Source organism: Intrasporangium sp. (assembly GCF_039812505.1).
Classification (GTDB): Bacteria; Actinomycetota; Actinomycetes; order Actinomycetales; family Dermatophilaceae; genus Intrasporangium_A.
Genome location: NZ_JBDIAQ010000006.1, coordinates 51176 through 67775 on the forward strand (window position 1 = coordinate 51176; position 16600 = coordinate 67775).

General features: G+C 74.0%; 10 protein-coding genes. 2 read left to right on the top strand and 8 right to left on the bottom strand.

Translation table 11 applies throughout. The annotated features are described in order from the left end of the window. Positions 1–23: 23 nt before the first annotated feature. From WMI84_RS02065 to WMI84_RS02100, 8 genes are all read right to left on the bottom strand, one after another. A complete protein-coding gene (locus WMI84_RS02065) occupies positions 24–2198 on the bottom strand; it encodes an ATP-dependent DNA ligase (protein ID WP_347350337.1) in 2175 nt (724 codons plus the stop codon). Positions 2199–2408: 210 nt separating this feature from the next. Further along, positions 2409–5756 carry a S8 family serine peptidase gene (locus tag WMI84_RS02070; protein WP_347350338.1) on the bottom strand — a complete coding sequence of 1116 codons (3348 nt, stop codon included), beginning with the start codon at positions 5754–5756 and terminating at the stop codon, positions 2409–2411. A 240-nt stretch (positions 5757–5996) separates the two neighbouring features. Then, entirely contained in the window at positions 5997–6872 is an 876-nt protein-coding gene (locus WMI84_RS02075; RefSeq protein ID WP_347350339.1) for a sugar phosphate isomerase/epimerase, read from the bottom strand. Beyond that, positions 6869–7828, bottom strand: coding sequence for an NAD(P)-dependent oxidoreductase (locus WMI84_RS02080; RefSeq protein ID WP_347350340.1), 960 nt, complete (start codon positions 7826–7828; stop codon positions 6869–6871). The genes WMI84_RS02075 and WMI84_RS02080 overlap by 4 nt, the downstream gene beginning before the upstream one ends. Then, positions 7825–8619 carry an aldolase/citrate lyase family protein gene (locus WMI84_RS02085; protein WP_347350341.1) on the bottom strand — a complete coding sequence of 265 codons (795 nt, stop codon included), beginning with the start codon at positions 8617–8619 and terminating at the stop codon, positions 7825–7827. The genes WMI84_RS02080 and WMI84_RS02085 overlap by 4 nt, the downstream gene beginning before the upstream one ends. Next, positions 8616–10574: a 3D-(3,5/4)-trihydroxycyclohexane-1,2-dione acylhydrolase (decyclizing) gene (gene iolD, locus WMI84_RS02090; protein ID WP_347350342.1), complete on the bottom strand. Its 1959-nt coding sequence runs from the start codon at positions 10572–10574 to the stop codon at positions 8616–8618. The genes WMI84_RS02085 and iolD overlap by 4 nt, the downstream gene beginning before the upstream one ends. Positions 10575–10605: 31 nt before the next feature. Further along, complete coding sequence (locus tag WMI84_RS02095) at positions 10606–12066, bottom strand: aldehyde dehydrogenase family protein (protein WP_347350343.1); 1461 nt, start codon at positions 12064–12066, stop codon at positions 10606–10608. Further along, on the bottom strand, positions 12051–13205 hold the full coding sequence (locus WMI84_RS02100) for a Gfo/Idh/MocA family oxidoreductase (RefSeq protein WP_347350344.1): 1155 nt from the start codon (positions 13203–13205) through the stop codon (positions 12051–12053). The genes WMI84_RS02095 and WMI84_RS02100 overlap by 16 nt, the downstream gene beginning before the upstream one ends. Before the next feature lie 542 nt (positions 13206–13747). On the opposite strand from WMI84_RS02100, the gene WMI84_RS02105 reads away from it, so the two are divergent. Both WMI84_RS02105 and WMI84_RS02110 read left to right on the top strand, forming a co-directional pair. Continuing rightward, entirely contained in the window at positions 13748–14689 is a 942-nt protein-coding gene (locus tag WMI84_RS02105) for an alpha/beta hydrolase (protein ID WP_347350345.1), read from the top strand. Positions 14690–14857: 168 nt separating this feature from the next. Further along, positions 14858–16414: a DHA2 family efflux MFS transporter permease subunit gene (locus WMI84_RS02110; protein WP_347350346.1), complete on the top strand. Its 1557-nt coding sequence runs from the start codon at positions 14858–14860 to the stop codon at positions 16412–16414. Positions 16415–16600: the final 186 nt, after the last annotated feature.

Genomic DNA, 16600 nt, shown 5'->3' on the forward strand with positions numbered 1-16600 from the left:
GGCAGACCGGCCGGGCCGGCAGCTCACCGGGCCGACAGCACCCCGGCCAGGTCGTAGCCGACCGGCTCGTCGAGCTGGGCGAAGGTGCAGGACCGCGCGTCGCGGTCGGGCCGCCACCGCACGAACTGGGCCGTGTGGCGGAACCGGGTGCCCTCCATGTGGTCGTAGCGCACCTCGACGACGCGCTCGGGTCGCAGCGGGGTGAAGGACAGGTCCTTCTGGTTGTTCCACCGGCTGAACTCGGACGAGCGGGGGGTCCGCACGCCGTCCGCGGGCCGGGCCCAGCTCCACGGGTGCTCGTCCCACTCGGCGACGAGCGGCTGCAGCTGCTCGAAGAGCTCGCGGCGCCGCGCCATCGGGAACGCGCCGATGACGCCGACGCTCGCGAGGTCGCCGCCGTCGTCGTACAGACCGAGCAGGAGCGAGCCGACCGCCTCGGGATCGGTCTTGTGCGTCCGGTACCCGGCCACGACGCAGTCGGCGGTGCGCTCGTGCTTGATCTTGAACATGGTGCGCCGGTCCGGCTCGTAGCGCGCGTCGAGCGGCTTGGCGACGACCCCGTCGAGCCCGGCCCCCTCGAACTGCTCGAACCACCGCCTGGCCGTGGCGAGGTCGCGGGTGGCCGGGGTGAGGTGGATCGGGGGCCTTGCGCCGGCGAGGGCCCGCTCGAGGGCGGCGCGGCGCGCGTGGAAGGGGCGTTCGACCCAGGAGACGCCGTCGAGGGCGAGCAGGTCGAAGGCCACGAAGCTGGCCGGTGTCTCGGCGGACAGCTTGCGCACCCGGCTGGCCGCCGGATGGATCCGCTGCTGGAGCAGCTCGAAGTCGAGCCGGTCCCGGGCTCCGGGCCGGACCAGGACGATCTCGCCGTCGATGACGGCTCGGGGCGGGAAGCTCGCCCGGACCGCCTCGACGATCTCGGGGAAGTAGCGGGTCATGGGCTTCTCGTTGCGGCTGCCGATCTCGACCTGCTCGCCGGAGCGGAAGACGACCGACCGGAAGCCGTCCCACTTCGGCTCGTAGAGCACCTCCCCCCGGACGGCGCCGAAGTCCTTGACCGCCTTGGCGAGCATCGGGGCGACCGGTGGCGGGACCTCCCCCCACAGGTCGCGCAGGCCCGCGTCGCGGTCCGACTTGGGCGCCAGGTACTCGTGGTCGGGCTTGTCGGCCCGGCGTCTGCTCGGCTGGACCCGCGGCGGCTCCCCGGGCATCTTCGGGTAGTCCGGGGGGAAGTTCAGCTCGCCCAGTCCTCGCTCCTGGACGTCCTTGTCCCACAGCGCGATTGCGCCGCCGACGTCGCCGACGGAGGCGTCCATGCCGGCCCAGGGGTCGCCCCGGTCGGCCACCAGCCCCGGCACGGTCCGGACCGTGAGCGTGGTGGGGTCGACCTCCCGCAGCTCCTCCCAGGCCACCGGCGTCGAGACCGGCGCGCCGGGCAGGGGGCGGGGCGAGAACGCCGAGGCGATGGTGCGGTCGCGGTTCGCCTGGTTGAAGTCGACGAAGACCCGCGCTCCCCGCTCCTCCTTCCACCACGCCACGGTGACGAGGTCGGGCAGCTGCCGCTCGAGCTCGCGGGCGATGCCGATGACGCCGTGCCGGACGTCGAGGAACTCGTGCGTCGGTGCGACCCGCGCGTAGACGTGCACCCCACGGTTGCCGCTGGTCTTGGCCCAGGCGGTCAGGCCGATCCCGGCCATCACCTCGCGCAGCGCGAACGCGGCCTCGACGGCGTCGCCGAACGTACGTCCCGGCTGTGGGTCCAGGTCGATGCGCAGCTCGTCCGGCCGGTCCAGGTCGGCGGTGCGCACCGGCCACGGGTGGAAGGTGATGGTGTTCATCTGGACCGCCCACACCGCCGTGGCGACCTCGTCGATGACCAGCTGCGGATGCCGCCGACCCGAGGGATAGGTGACGGTGACGGTGCGCGCGTGGTCCGGGACGCCCCGCGGCGGGTTCTTCGAGAAGAACTCCTCGCCCTCGATGCCCTCGGGGAAACGCTGCAGCGTGACCGGCCGGTCCCCCAGGGCGGCCAGCAGCGGGTCGGCCACGGCCAGGACGTAGTGGGCCAGGTCGAGCTTGGTCACCGGCCGTCCGTCGGCCATGCCGGCACCGGGCCAGAGCACCCGCTCCGGACTGGAGACCCGCACCCGGCGGGTCCCCTCGGGCCCGGGGGCCTCGAGCACGGCGGCGCTGTCGCTCACCCCGCCGATCGTAGGGGCAACCGCGGCGGCGCACGACCACGACGGCCCGCGTCCCCGGCGGGCCGCGTCCCCGGCGGGCCGCGTCCCCGGCGGGCCCGCGAACCATGAGCCCGCGAACGGCGAACAGGGAGCCCGGCGCCATACCGGGCTCCCTGTCCTTGGTCGGGTCGGCGTCCGGGTCAGCCCGGCGGCGACAACGCGGTCACGGGGTCACCGGAACCGCACCACCTGCGCCCGCGCCCCGCTGGCCCCGTGCAGCCGGATGACCAGCGCGTCCGCGGCGGCAGGCCGGTCGTGGCCCTTCGCGGTGCCCGCGACGGACGGCGCCCCGGTGCGGGTCACCGGGATAGCACCCCTGGTGTCGCGGAACAGCTCGGAGCCGACGCCGACGGCGGGCCGGGCCGTGTCGAACGTGACCGGCCCGGCCTCGTCGATGTCCCCGCTCGGGTTGTTCGTGTAGGGGCTGAACGTCCCGACCGTGTAGCTGATCTTCGACCCCTTCGCCGCGGTCAGCGCCTCCCGCAGGACGGGGACCAGCACGACGTCGGTGTCGAAGACGTTGGTGTCGACGTCGCCGAACTCGAAGTTGACCGGTTGCAGGTCTACGGCCTCCCCGGACCCGAGGTCGACCAGGACCGAGAGCAGCACGTCGGTGCCCGGGTAGTTCTGCACGTACGCCTCGTAGTCCGGCTCGTGGTCGCCGTTCACGTCGAAGTCCACGTAGGGGATCATCGTGTTGCCGATCGTGGCGCTGTCGCCCCACGTGGCCAGACCGAACCACAGCCACTCGTCCGTGGCGTTGGCCCCGACGTACTTCAGGTCACCGCCCTGTGCGGTCCGGTTGATCGTGCAGCCGGTCTGTTCGGCCGCCTGGCACCCGGGCAGCCGGGGGCTGGTGGCGCCGAGCTGCAGGACCGAGAGCAGCGAGCGGTAGGCGCCGGCCCCCGACCCCTGGTCGATGCCTGCGCCGAGCACCCGCAGCGTGTCGCCCCGCGGCGTGCTCAGGGGCAGCACCCGCGTGGCCGAGGTCGGCTTGGCCGCCCCGTAGACGGGCACCCGCAGCGGCTGCGCACCCGCCCCCGAGACCAGCACCCGTCCCGACGCGTCGGACACGAACTGCCGAGCCGCACCGATCTGCTCGACCTGCATGGTCGGGTCGATGGTGTGCCGCAGCGCGGTCGGTCGCACGGTCATCGTCACGAGGACCCGGCGGGTCTGGCCGGCACCCAGGGTCACCCGGGAGGGCACCACCGAGTAGCTGACCCCGGGCTGGCTGACGACCGGCTGGTAGCGCAGGGTGAGGTTGGCCCGGCTCGAGCCGGTGTTCTGCAGGGTGAGGGTGCGTCGCGCCGTGACGAGACCACGGTTGACCGGCGCCTCCAGCACCCCGAACGACGCGCTGACGCCGCCGGACCCGGCGTCGGCGTAGGCCAGCACCCGGGTGCCCACCGCCGCCAGCGCGTCCACGCGGCCGGCGCCGACCCTGGCCGGGCCGAACCGCGTGCCGGACTGGTCCGGGTCGGTCCACAGGTCGTGGCCGGCGGTGTTCATGATCGCGGCCTTGAGCTGCTCGCTGGTCCACGACGGGTGGGTCTGCTTGACGAGGGCGGCGATGCCGGCGGTGTGCGGGCTGGCCATCGACGTGCCGGACAGGACGCTGACCCGGTCGCCGGTGCCCATCGCGGCCGACGCGATGGTGTCGCCGGGCGCTGCGACGTCGGGCTTGACCACGCCGATCGACCCGTGCGGGCCGCGCGAGGTGAACGACGAGGGCAGGTCGACGATCGACGGGTCGATGTCCTGGACGGCGTTCAGCAGGTCCTTGGTGAACGTGACGTTGAGCGTCCCGGCGCTCGCGGCGGCCTGCAGCCGCTGGGTCTGCTTCAGGGTCAGCTGGAGGACCGGGATGTCCGGGTCCCCGGTGATCCCCGAGGCGAAGATCAGCTCATCGCCGGTGAACAGCGCCCCGATGGCGCCGGCCCGCTTGACGTTGGCGGCCCGCCCCGCGGAGCCGCACCGGCGGGTCGCGTCGTTCGAGTCCCAGGTCAGCCAGGCCACCTTGCCCGCGACCGCGGCGGCGTCGGCCGCCCCGAGCGGGTCGCAGCCGTCGGCATTCGCGGCGCTGAGGGTGACCACGTCGCCGGTGACGTCGGGTGCGCCGGCCCAGTCGTAGGCGGCCGAGGTCTGCCCGGCCGCGGTGCCCGCGACGTCGGACGGGGCGTTGACCTTGACCCCGGACAGCAGCTGGTACTGGTCGACCGAGCTCGCGACGGCCAGCGAGCGCACCGCGTTGCCGGGTGACCCGCCGACGTCGGTCAGGTCGCCGGCGTTGCCCATCGAGATGACCGGCAGGACCCCGTGCCGCGCGAGCTTGTCGACGACCAGGTTCTCCGGGTCGTCGACGGTGGCGTAGTCCGCGCCGAGGGAGAGGTTGACGATGTCGAGCCGGTCGCTGAAGTCGCCGTCGCCGTTGGGGTCCAGGGCCCGGTCCAGCGCCAGGGTGACCACGTCGGTCGAGCCCTGGCAGCCGAAGACCTTCAGGCCGTAGAGCGTGGCCTTCGGCGCCATGCCCGGGCCGATCTGCATGCCGTACAGCTTCGGCCCGGTCAGCGTGCGGTAGTCGCCGGTGAAGGTCGCCCCGTCCGCGGCGACCCCGTAGCCGGCGACCGTGCCGCTGACGTGCGTGCCGTGCTCGTTGCAGTCGAGCGGGTTGGCGTCCGGGTGGGGCACCGGCTGGTAGTCGGCTGAGGTGGGGTCGGCGTTGTAGTCGTTGCCGACGAAGTCCCAGCCGCCGGCGAACTTCGCCTTGGCCAGTGGTGGCAGCGAGTCCCGCCACGCGGCACCGGCCGGCTTGTCGGAGATCTCCAGCGCCGCCTGGTATGCCGCGGTCGTACCGGTCCCGCCGAAGTCGGCATGGGTGAAGTCGATGCCCGTGTCGATGACCCCGACCGTGACGCCGTCACCGAGCCGGCCGGTCTGCTGCCACTCGTCGAGCACCTTGGTCAGCTGGGCGGCACCCGCGTTCGTCACCTTCTTCGGGATGACCGGGCGGACCGAGACGACGTCGCTGCGGGCGGCCACCGCCCGGATCGCCGCCGCGTCCCCGCGCATGACGATGGCCGGCACCGTGTTGGCGATCTGGTAGAGCTCCCGGGCCGACCGGTCCTTGCCCCTGGCGGCCTGGAGCACGGCCGCGGCCTTGTCCCGGGCCGCCGCCCGGGCGGCGCGGGCGGCTGCTCGCTGGGCGGCCTTGTCCCTGCCCTGTCCCCGCGCGGCCTCCGCCGCGTCGGCGGCGCCCTGACCGGTCAACTCGACGAAGACCGTCCGGGGCCCCTTCCGGGCGCTGACCGAGCCGGCCAGCTTGCCCCGCAGGGACGCCGGCAGGGTGGCCTTCGTGACGGGGACCGGCCGCGCCCCGGGGTCGCCCGTCGGGCTGGAGGGCGTGGCGGCGCTCGCGCCGGCCGCGCCCAGGCCCCCGGCGACGACGAGAGAGGCCGCGGCCGCGAGCCCCAGGGCTCGCCTGGCGCGCGAACGCGACCGGTGGGTGGGTGGGTGCATCGTTGCGGCTCCTGTCAGTTGGCTTCCCGAGCTACCGGTGACCGTAACGGAGCGAGCGGCCCGGCAGTACCCTTCGGGCGCGATTCGTCCGGCCGGTGCGCGGCGGTGCCCTACCGTGGCGCGCTGTCGAGGCGCCGGGCGCTCGCGGTATGCCGCTGTGCGTGCGCCCCGAAGCCACCCGGCTCTCGACCGGCAGGGTCGGGAGCGGCGGCGACCCCGCGGTGGCCGCCGGCGCCGGCGTCAGCCGGCCAGCAGGGTCCGGACGTAGGTTGCGCTCGTCTCCACCTCGGCGGCCGGGCCGGCGCCCTGCGGTGGCCCGGCGAGGATCGTGTCCTGCTCGAGGGTGTACCACCCGCGGTAGCCGTGACCCTCGAGGTGCCCGACGATCGCCGCGATGTCGACGTCGCCGGCGCCGAGCGGACGGTACATGCCGGCGCGCACCGCCTCGGTGTAGGTGAGCCGGCCGTCCTGCACCTTGCGCGCGTAGGTCGCGTCGACGTCCTTGAGGTGGGTGTGTGCGATCCGGTCGGGTACCTGCCGGGTGAGCTCGGCAGGGTCGGTCCCGCCGATGAGCAGGTGCCCGGTGTCGAGGCACAGCGCGACCGAGGACCCGTCGAGCACCCGGTGCACGTCGTCGCTGCTCTCGACCATCGTCCCCACGTGCGGGTGCAGCACCGCCCGGACACCGTGCCGTGCCGCCTCGCCGGCGACCCGGTCGAGGTTGGCGAGCAGCACGGACCAGTCCTGTTCGTCGAGCTGCGGCCGCGAGTCGTACCCGGTCAGCCCGGTGTCGGCCGACAGGACCATGACACCGGCCCGGGCCGCCCCGAACCCGGGCAGCAGGCGGCGCAGCTCGACCAGCGGGTCGACGTCGCGGCGGTGCAGCACGAACGGGGTGAAGCCGCCGACGGCCTGCAGGTGGTGCGCGGCGAGCACGGCGGCGAGCCGGTCGGGGTCGGCAGGCAGGAAGCCGTCCGGTCCCAGCTCGGTCGCGGCCAGGCCGAGCTCCGCCATCTCGGCCAGGACCCGGTCGGCGGGCAGCTGGTACCCCCAGCCGGGGACCTCGCAGACGCCCCAGCTGATCGGGGCGGCGGCGATGCGGTTGCCGGTGCTCATGGGTGGCTCCTCGGTGGGTCGGCGTGGTGGCGGGTCCAGTCGGGGTTCGCGACGGCCGCGGGCGCGCGGCCGGACAGTACGGCGGTGACGCCCCGGGCCGCGTCGGCGTAGGTCAGGGCGGTGGCCCGGCGGGTCAGGCCCATCAGGTGTGGTGTCAGGACGACGTCGGGATGGTCGAACAACGGATGGTGCGCCGGCGGCTCGGGGTCGTAGACGTCGAGCCCGACCCCGCCGAGCCGCCCGCTGCGCAGCGCGTCGTACGCCGCGTCGAGGTCCACCAGCCCGCCCCGGCCGCAGTTGACCAGGACGGCTCCCGGCTTGACGCACGCCAGCCGCGTCGCGTCGACGACGTGGTGGTTCTGCGGGGTCAGCGGCAGGTGCAGGCTGATGACGTCGCTGTCGGCGAACACCTGCTCCAGGGTGGCCGGGAGCGCGGGCGGGGTGACCGGCGCGAACGGGTCGTGGGCCAGCACGCGCATGCCGAAGGCGTCGGCGAGGCGCGCGGTGGCGCGGCCGATGCGGCCGTGGCCGAGCAGCCCCATCGTCGCCCCCGACAGGTCGCCGAGCGCCAGGCCGGACCGCTCGGACCACCGGCCCTCTCGGACCAGCTCGGTGCTGACCCGCAGCCGCTTGACCAGGGCCAGGGTCAGGGCCATGGCCCCCTCGGCGACCGCGTCGGTGCCCGTCCCGGGGGTGACGACGACCGGGATGCCCCGGGCAGTCGCGGCGGCCAGGTCGACCCGGTCGGTGCCGACCCCGGTGCGGGCCAGCACCCGCAGGTGCGGCATGCGGCCCAGCAGGTCGGCGTCCACGAGCGGGTCCGCCCGTACGATCGCGCCGACCGCGGCGAGCAGGTCCGCAGGGCCGGGGTCGGGCACGAAGCGGCCGTCCTCGGGCAGGTACGGCACGACGAGGTCCGGGTCCACCTGCCCGATGCCCACGACGACCACGGTCATGACGGCCCTCGTCCAGCCTCGGCCAGCTCCCGGCGCAGCGCGGTCGCCAGCACGGTGGTGTCCGACCCGATCGCCACGAACTGCCAGCCGCGCTCGGCCCAGCGGCGGGCGGACGCGCCGTCTCCCACGAGCAGCCCCACGGCGGTCCCGTGCCGCTGTCCGGCCGCGAGGACGGCCTCGGTCGCCTCGACGAAGGCCGGTGCGCCGACCTGCCCGGGGACACCCAGGGCGTGGCTGAGGTCGCGCGGCCCGACGAACAGCACGTCGACCCCGTCGAGGGCGGCGATCGCGTCGACCTCGCGCAGGGCGCCGAGGGTCTCGACCTGGATGACGCCCAGCACCTGCTCGTCGGCCCGGTCCAGGGCGCCGGGGTCGAGCCCGAAGCGGCAGGCGCGGTTGTAGGTCGCGACGCCGCGCTCGCCCGAGGGCGGGTAGCGCATCGCGCGGACCGCCTGCTGTGCCATGGCGACCGAGTCGACACGGGGGAACATCACGCCCGTGGCCCCCTGGTCGAGGATGCGGCCGGCGCGGATCCGCTCGGTCGTCTCGGCCCGGACGATCGTGGGCACCCCGTAGGCCGCCGCGGCGGGGATGGTGCTGCGCAGCTGCTCCTCGCCGCCGCCCCCGTGCTCGAGGTCCAGCAGCAGCCAGTCGAGCCCGGCCGCGGCGCAGGCCTCGGCGACCAGCGACGAGGCTCCCCCGACGAAGGTGCCGAAGGTGGTCTCCCCGGCGGCCAGCCGAGCCTTGAGCCGGCCACGGTCCAGCGGGCCGGGCAGGTCGGTGGGCGTCATCCGTACCACCGCTGGGTCTGCAGCCCCTTCTCGTAGCCGGCCCGCGCCTGCCGGACGCTGTCGATCTCGCTCACCTCCGCCGGTGCGACGTCCCACCAGCACCCGGCCGCGGGCAGGTCGGCGTGCGGGACGACCGGCACGACGATGACCACCGGGCCCGGGTGGTCGCGGGTGTCCGCGAGGGCGGCCCGGACCTCGTCGGCGGTGGTGGCACGCACCGACCGGGCGCCCAGCCCGGCCGCGACCTGAGCCAGGTCGACCTCGAGGTAGTCCCCGGACAGCGGTGTCGCCCCAGCGCCCGACAGGTCGAGGCTCTCCGGCCGGTAGCGGAACTCGTTGCCGAACTCCCTTCCCACGGTGCCCATCTGGAGGCGATGGATCACCTGGTACCCCCGGTTCTCGGGAACCACGATCGTGACCGCGGCCGCCTCCGCGCCGGCCGTGACGAGCTCGGTCGGGGCCATCAGGAAGGTGCCGTCACCGAGGAACGAGGTGACCCGATGGGCCGGGTCCGGGTCGGCGAGGCGGACCCCGATGGCGGCCGGGATCTCGTAGCCCATGCAGGAGAAGCCGAACTCCAGGTGGCAGTGCCGCCCGGCGGTGGCGTCCCACACCTTCAGCAGGTCCCCGGGCGGCCCGCCCGCGGCCGCGATGATCGTGTCCCCGGCCTCGGCGTGCTCCTGCAGCAGGCCGATCAGCTGCCCCTGGGTCAGGACCGCGTCCGTGTCGGGGATCACGTCGCTGCCGGTGCGGCGCAGCTCGGCGAGGTCGACGGGCCGGTCGGCGTCGAGCGCCGCGGCGCGCACCGGCGCCCAGCGTGCCCGGGCCTCGCGGGTGCGCGCCTGCCAGGCTGCCGGTGCGGTGTGGCCGGCCAGTGCGTCGGCCAGTGCCTCGAGCGTGAGCCGGGCGTCGCCCTGGATGCTCGCGGCGCCGAGCCGGTCACCGTCGCGGGGGTCGATGTTGATGCTGGCGAACCGTACGTCCGGGTTGCCGAACAGCGACTGCGACCCGGTGGCGAAGTCGGTCAGCCGCGAGCCGACGGTCAGCACGAGGTCGGCGTCCCGGGCGAGGTCGTTGGCGGCGGGGTTGCCCTCGAGGCCGATGCCGCCCAGCTGCCACCAGGCGGCCTGCTGGACCGCGCCCTTGCCGGCGAAGGTCTCCGCCACGGGCAGGCCGACCGTGCCGGCCAGCCGCTCCAGGGCCGCCGTGGCGTCGGAGTAGAGCACGCCGCCGCCGGCGATGACGACCGGCTGCCGGGCCGACCGCACCAGGTCCGCGACCGCGGCCACCTCGACCGGGTCGGGCAGGTGGCGCCGGATCGTCCAGTCGCGCGGCTCGAAGAACGCGGCGGGGAAGTCGTGGGCGTGCGACTGCACGTCCTGGGGCAGGCTGATGACCGCGGCACCGGTGTTGACCGGGTCGGTCAGCACGCGCATCGCCGCGGGCAGGGCGGTCAGCAGCTGCTCCGGACGGGTGATCCGGTCGAAGAACCGACAGACCGGGCGGAAGGCGTCGTTGACGCTGGCGTCCGCCTCGACGGGATGCTGCAGCTGCTGCAGGACGGGACCCTGCCGGCGGGTGGCGTAGGCGTCGCCGGGCAGCAGCAGCACGGGCAGCCGGTTGACGGTGGCCAGCCCGGCACCGGTGACCATGTTCAGGGCGCCCGGGCCGATGGAGGCCGTGACGGCCAGCGTGGCGTGCCGCCTGCTGGCCTTCGCGTACGCGGACGCGACGTGGACGAGGTTCTGCTCGTTGCGCCCCTGCACGAAGGGCAGGTGGTCGCGCAGCTGGTCCAGGGCCTGTCCGAGGCCGGCCACGTTGCCGTGCCCGAAGATGCCGAGCATCGCCGGGACGAGGCGACGGCGCTGCCCGTCGGCGACGCTGAACTGGCGGGCCAGGTACAGCGTCAGGGCCTGGGCGGTGGTCAGGCGGGTGGTTGCGTTGGGGGTGGTCATGGCTCGATCCCTTCGATGCGTCGGTCGGTGGTCACCAGGGCCGGCCGTGGAGGATGACCGTCTTGACCTCGGTCATCTCCTCCACCGCGGACCGGAAGCCCTCCTTGCCGATCCCGGAGGCCTTCAGTCCGCCGTACGGCATGAGGTCGGCGCGCCACAGCGGCGTCCAGTTGACGTGGATCACCCCGGCGTCGATGTCGCGGACGGCGCGGACCGCCCCCGACACGTCCGAGGTGAAGATCCCGGCCCCGAGGCCGTAGCCGGTGCCGTTGGCCTGCGCGATGGCGGCGGCCCAGTCCGGCGCCGTCGAGACCGCGACCGCCGGGCCGAAGAGCTCCTCCTGGGCCAGCGGCGAGTCGGGGTCGACTCCCGCGATCACGGCCGGGGACACCGTGGCACCGTCGAGGGTCCCCCCGGTCAGGACCGAGGCGCCCTGCGCGGTGGCGGACCGGATCGCGGAGTGGACCCGCTCGGCCTCGCCCGCGGTGATCAGGGTGCCCATCTGGCTGGTCTCCGCGGCGGGGTCGCCGACCCGGATGGCGGCCACCTTCGGCACCAGCGCGTCCAGGAAGTCCCCGTTGATCCGGGGGTGGGTGATGACCCGCTGGACCGAGATGCACACCTGTCCGGCGTTGACGTACCCGCCCAGGGCCACGGCGGCGGCGGCCGCCTCGATGTCGGCGTCCGGCAGCACCACCACCGGGCACGAGGCGCCCAGCTCGAGCGAGAGCTTCTTGACCCCGGCCAGCGAGGCGATCCGCCGGCCGGTCGCGGTGGACCCGGTGAACGAGATCTTGCGCACCCGCGGGTCGGACACCAGCGCGTCCCCGAGCGAGGCGCCCGGGCCGGTCAGGACGTTGAGCACGCCGTCGGGCAGGCCGGCGTCGAGGAACACCTGTGCGAGCAGCAGCGCGGTCAGGGGGGTGGTGCGGGCCGGTTTGAGGACCACCGCGTTGCCGGCCGCCAGGGCCGGCGCCACCTTGTGCAGGACCAGCAGCGAGGGGTAGTTGAACGGCGTGATCGCCACGACCACCCCGCACGGCTGCCGGACCGTGAAGCCGAGCTTGTCCCGGCCGGTGCCCCGGTTGGCGTCCAGCGGGAGGGTGTCCCCGTAGAGCTGGGTGCCCTCGTACCCGGCGAGCCGGATCATGTCGGCGGCCCGGCCGACCTCGCCGCGGGCCTCGGTGATGGTCTTGCCGTTCTCGGCGCTGAGCACCCGGGCGATGTCCGCCACGCGTTGCTCGACCAGCGCCGCGGCCCGGCTCAGCACGTCCATGCGTGCGAACGCCGGGGTCTCGCGCCATACGATGGCGCCCCGTTCGGCGGCGGCCAGGGCGGCCTGCACGTCGGGCGCGCCCGCGACGGCGACCTCGCCCACGACGTGGCCGTCCCAGGGCGAGCGGACCGGCTCGGCGGCGCCGGAGGCGGCCGGGACCCACGCTCCGCCGATGAGCAGCCGGTCCGGGATCGTGATGTTCACAGGTTCACCCATCCTTCCGAGGTGATGGACTCGATGGCGGCTGCGGCGACCGTCGCGGCGCGCACCGCGTCGGCGAGCGTCGCGCCGGTCGGCGCGCCGCTGACGATGGACTGGAGCAGCCGCTCGGCCTCGATGACCTTCAGGTCGTCGTAGCTCATCGCGATGCCGGCGTCGGGCTGGAAGACGCCGAACTCCGCCAGGCCGGGACCGACCAGCAGCGTGGACCAGGCGGCGGACTGGAAGTCCTGGTCGAGGCACACCTGCAGCTCGCCCATCCGGCGGAAGTCCCAGGCGATCGCCCCGCTGCGCCCGTGGACGGCGAACCCGTACGCGTTCTGCTCGCCGACCGAGGCCCGGCTCGCCTCAAGCACCCCGCGGGCACCGGACGCGAAACCCAGCAGCATCGAGACGTAGTCCTCGTTCTCCACCGCCTTGAGCGGCCCGCCCCCGCCGCGCGAGAAGTGCGATGCGGCGCCGGCGCCGGTGGGCCGCTCCGTGATGAACGTCGAGTCCTGGGCCAGCACCTTCGCGATGGGCCCGACCAGGTACTCGGCCAGGTCGATGCCGTGGGAGCCGAGGTCGCCGATGACGCCGCTGCCGGCCAGGGTGCGGGTGAACCGCCAGGTGTGCGCACCCTCGGGGTGGGCGGCATAGTCGCCCAGCATCTGGAAGCGGGCGTGGGTGACCTCGCCGATCCGGCCGGAGCGGACCAGCTCGCGGGCGTGCTCGACGGCGGGGGCGTTGCGGTAGTTGAACCCGACGGCCGACTGCACGCCGGACTGCGCCGCGGCCGCGGCGATGGCCCGGGTCTCGGCCAGCCCGCGCCCGGCGGGCTTCTCCACCCACAGGTGCTTGCCGGCCTGCGCGGCGGCGATCGCCACCTCCGCGTGGATGAAGTTGGGCCCGGTCACGCTGACCACGTCGACGGCGTCGCTGCTGACCAGCTCTCGCCAGTCGGTGGTCGTCGCGGCGAAGCCGTACGCGTCGGTCGCCAGCTCGAGCCTGGAGTCAGGCGCGTTGTCCGCCACCATCGCCAGCCGCGGCCTGACGGGGAGGTCGGGGTAGTGCTGGGCGACGCGGGTCAGGGCGCGGGCGTGGGCCTGGCCCATCCACCCGAAGCCGACCACCCCGAGACGGATGTCTTGTGTCACGGCAGGTCCCTTTCAGGTGCAGCAGGGCGATGGTGTGGGTCGGGCGCCGGCTTCGCGTTCTCGCGTCCGGCTGCGACAACTCGACCGTATGCTGACGCGCGCCCTGCCGACCCCGGTGGTTCCCCTCAAAAACCCCTCAGCGGCAGCTTCGGATGGCGCTGGGGAGCCGGGCACGTCCGTGCCGCGCCCTTCGCCGGCGGCGACGCTCCCCTCGCCCGCCCGGTCCTCGCGTTGCCCGGTGCCTTGGCGGTGCCCGTCCTCGGCAGGGCCGCCCGGGCCCCGCCCCTGCCGGGACGCTCACCACCTGCTCCCCTGGGAGCAGCAGCGGGCCCCCTGCTCCCCTGGGAGCAGCAGCGGGCCCCCTGCTCCCCTGGGAGCAGCAGCGGGCCCCCTGCTCCCCTGAGCGGAGCAGGTGTTGAGGGACCTCCGGGACGGTGTCCGGCGGGTGCGGTCGGGCCCGAACGGACCGCCCGCCGCCGCTTCATCCGGGCGGTTCCGCGGATGTCCGTCGAGTCGGGGCTACTCGCGAGTACATTGAAAGTATGACCACCGTTGACATCAGGGTCGCGTCCCTCGCGTCCCGGTGGCACGGTCAGGGTCGTACGGCGGACCTGTCCGGCCCGGTCCACTGGGTCGACTTCGGCGCCCCCCGGCGCGACGACCTGGCACCGGTCGTGCTGGTGCACGGTCTGGGCGGCTCGCACCTGGACTGGGTGCGCATCGCGCCCGACCTGGCCCGGCGCAGGCACGTCGTCGCGCTCGACCTGCCCGGCTTCGGCCTGACCCCCGCCGCCGGGCGGCGCACCACGGTGCACGCCGACGCCCGGCTGGTGGGCCGGTTCGTCGCGGAGGTCCTCGGCCGCCCGGCCGTCCTCGTGGGCAACTCGATGGGCGGGATGATCGTGGTCCTGCTGGCCGCGGAGCGCCCTGAGCTCGTCGTCGGGCTGGGCCTGCTCGACCCGTCCGTGCCGCTGCACCACCGTCGCCAGGACCCGCTGGTCGCGGCCGAGTTCGCGCTCTTCTCGTTGCCCTACCTCAACCGCGCCTACCTCGAGCGGAACCGCCGTCGGCTCACCGCGGAGGAGCAGGTGCGCCGCACCCTCGAGCTGTGCTTCGCCGACGACTCCCGGATCGACCCGGAGGTGCTCGACGCCGACATCGCGCTGCTCGAGTACCGGGCCGATCTTCCCGGTACCGACCGCGACTTCCTGGGCGCGGCTCGTTCCCTCCTGCGCGTGCTCGCCCGCGGCCGGCGGTATGCCGCCCGCATCCGCTCGATCGACCGTCCGGTGCTGCTCGTGCACGGCGAGCAGGACCGGCTGGTGCCCTTCTCGGCAGCCCTCGCCACCGCGGCCGCCAACCCGGCGTGGGAGACCTTCTTCCTGCCCGGCGTCGGCCATGTCCCGCACCTGGAGGTTCCCGACCTTGTCCTCGGACGTCTCGTCCCGTGGCTGCACCGGCTGCGGGCGGCACCGGCCGCCTAGTGTCCCGGGGCGCCGCCCCTCGCAATAACCCAAAAGCGGTCGCCCCCGGGCGGCCACTGACGTAGCGTGGAGTGGTTGCCCAGCGCGCACCGTCCCGGTGCCCCCGCTCACGCCCACCCCGCTCAGCGCCGCGCGGCCCACCATCACCTCCGACGAAAGCGTCCAACCGTGGCCCACACCGCCCCACCGAAGACCGACCTCCCCGACACCATCGACGCGACCGTCCTCAAGGTGGCCGGGGTCGTCGTGCTCGGCGCGATCATGTCGATCCTGGACATCACGGTCGTCAACGTCGCGCTGCCGACCTTCCAGACCGTCTTCGCGACCGACCCGGCCCACCCCGTCGAGTACGCGACCGTCGCCTGGACCGTCACCGCATACACCCTGGCCCTCGCGACGGTGATCCCGCTCACCGGCTGGGCGGCGGACCGGTTCGGCACCAAACGGCTCTACATCCTCGCGCTGCTGCTGTTCACCGCCGGCTCGGCGCTCTGCGCGACCGCCGGCTCGATCGGAGTGCTGATCGTCTTCCGGGTGCTGCAGGGGCTCGGCGGCGGCATGCTGATGCCGCTCGGCATGACGATCATGACCAAGGCCGCCGGGCCCAACCGGATGGGCCGGCTGATGGCGATCCTCGGCATTCCGATGCTGCTGGGCCCGATCTTCGGCCCCATCCTCGGCGGCTGGCTGATCGACCACTACTCGTGGCACTGGATCTTCCTGGTCAACGTCCCGATCGGCATCATCGCGGTGGTCTACGCGATGGTCGCGCTGCCGCGCGACGAGCCCGAGCCGTCGGAGTCCTTCGACATCGTCGGCATGCTGCTCATGTCACCCGGGCTGGCCCTGTTCCTCTACGGCGTCAGCTCGATCCCCGGCGAGGGCACCATCCTGGCGACCAAGGTTCTGCTGCCGGGCATCGTCGGGCTGGTCATGGTCGTGGCGTTCGTGCTGTACAGCTTCCGGCCGCGGCACCCGCTGCTCGACCTGCGGCTGTTCGCCAACCGCAACCTCGCGGTCTCGATCATCACGATGTTCCTGTTCGGCGCGGCCTTCTTCGGCGGGCTGCTCCTCGTGCCCACGTACTACCAGCTGGTCCGCGGGGAGCTGCCGGTCAACGCCGGCTGGCTGATGGCCCCCCAGGGAGTCGGCGCCATGATCACCATGCCGATCGCCGGGGCCCTCATCGACCGGTTCCCGGTCGGTCGGATCGTGCCCTTCGGGGTGCTGCTCATCACGGGCGGGATGTTCGCGCTGACCAAGGTCAGCGCCGACACGCCCTACTGGGGTTATCTCATCCCGGTGCTGTTCGTCATGGGGCTCGGCATGGGCGCGACGATGATGCCGGTGATGACCTCGGCGCTGAAGACGCTGACGGCCCACCAGGTCGCGCGTGGGTCGACCCTGATCAACATCACCCAGCAGATCGCGAGCTCGATCGGGGTCGCCGTCATCTCGGTGATCTACACCAACTACCTGAAGGGTCAGCCGCTGGCGGGTCCCGCGATCGCCGCCGCGCACGACCCCGCCATCGCCGCCAAGCTCGGCCCGGGCGGGATCGCCGCGGGGCTGTCGCAGGCCGCCGAGGCCTTCGCCAGCACCTTCCTCGTCGCCGCGATCCTGGTCGCCTGCACGTTGGTCCCGGCGCTGCTGCTGCCGCGCAAGCACGAGGAGTCGCATCTGCTGGACGAGGAGGCGCCGGCGCCGCCGGCGATGCTGCACTGAGGCCGGCGATGCTGCACCGAGGCCGGCGGGCGGCGACCGGGGCAGGGTCCGGCCCAGGGCAGGGGAGGATGGGCCCATGGCCCTGGCCGTCTGCCTGCTCTTCGACCCACGCGGTGACCGCCTCGTCCGGGAGCTGTGGGCGCGGCTGGAGGACAGCGGCATCCGCACCCTGCAGTCGCACACGCA

Excerpts from the sequence above, each read along its gene's own strand:
- WMI84_RS02070 (WP_347350338.1), bottom strand. The coding sequence starts at position 5,756 with ATGCACCCACCCACCCACCGGTCGCGTTCGCGCGCCAGGCGAGCCCTG.
- WMI84_RS02075 (WP_347350339.1), bottom strand. The coding sequence starts at position 6,872 with ATGAGCACCGGCAACCGCATCGCCGCCGCCCCGATCAGCTGGGGCGTC.
- WMI84_RS02080 (WP_347350340.1), bottom strand. The coding sequence starts at position 7,828 with ATGACCGTGGTCGTCGTGGGCATCGGGCAGGTGGACCCGGACCTCGTC.
- WMI84_RS02085 (WP_347350341.1), bottom strand. The coding sequence starts at position 8,619 with ATGACGCCCACCGACCTGCCCGGCCCGCTGGACCGTGGCCGGCTCAAG.
- iolD (WP_347350342.1), bottom strand. The coding sequence starts at position 10,574 with ATGACCACCCCCAACGCAACCACCCGCCTGACCACCGCCCAGGCCCTG.
- WMI84_RS02095 (WP_347350343.1), bottom strand. The coding sequence starts at position 12,066 with ATGGGTGAACCTGTGAACATCACGATCCCGGACCGGCTGCTCATCGGC.
- WMI84_RS02105 (WP_347350345.1), top strand. The coding sequence starts at position 13,748 with ATGACCACCGTTGACATCAGGGTCGCGTCCCTCGCGTCCCGGTGGCAC.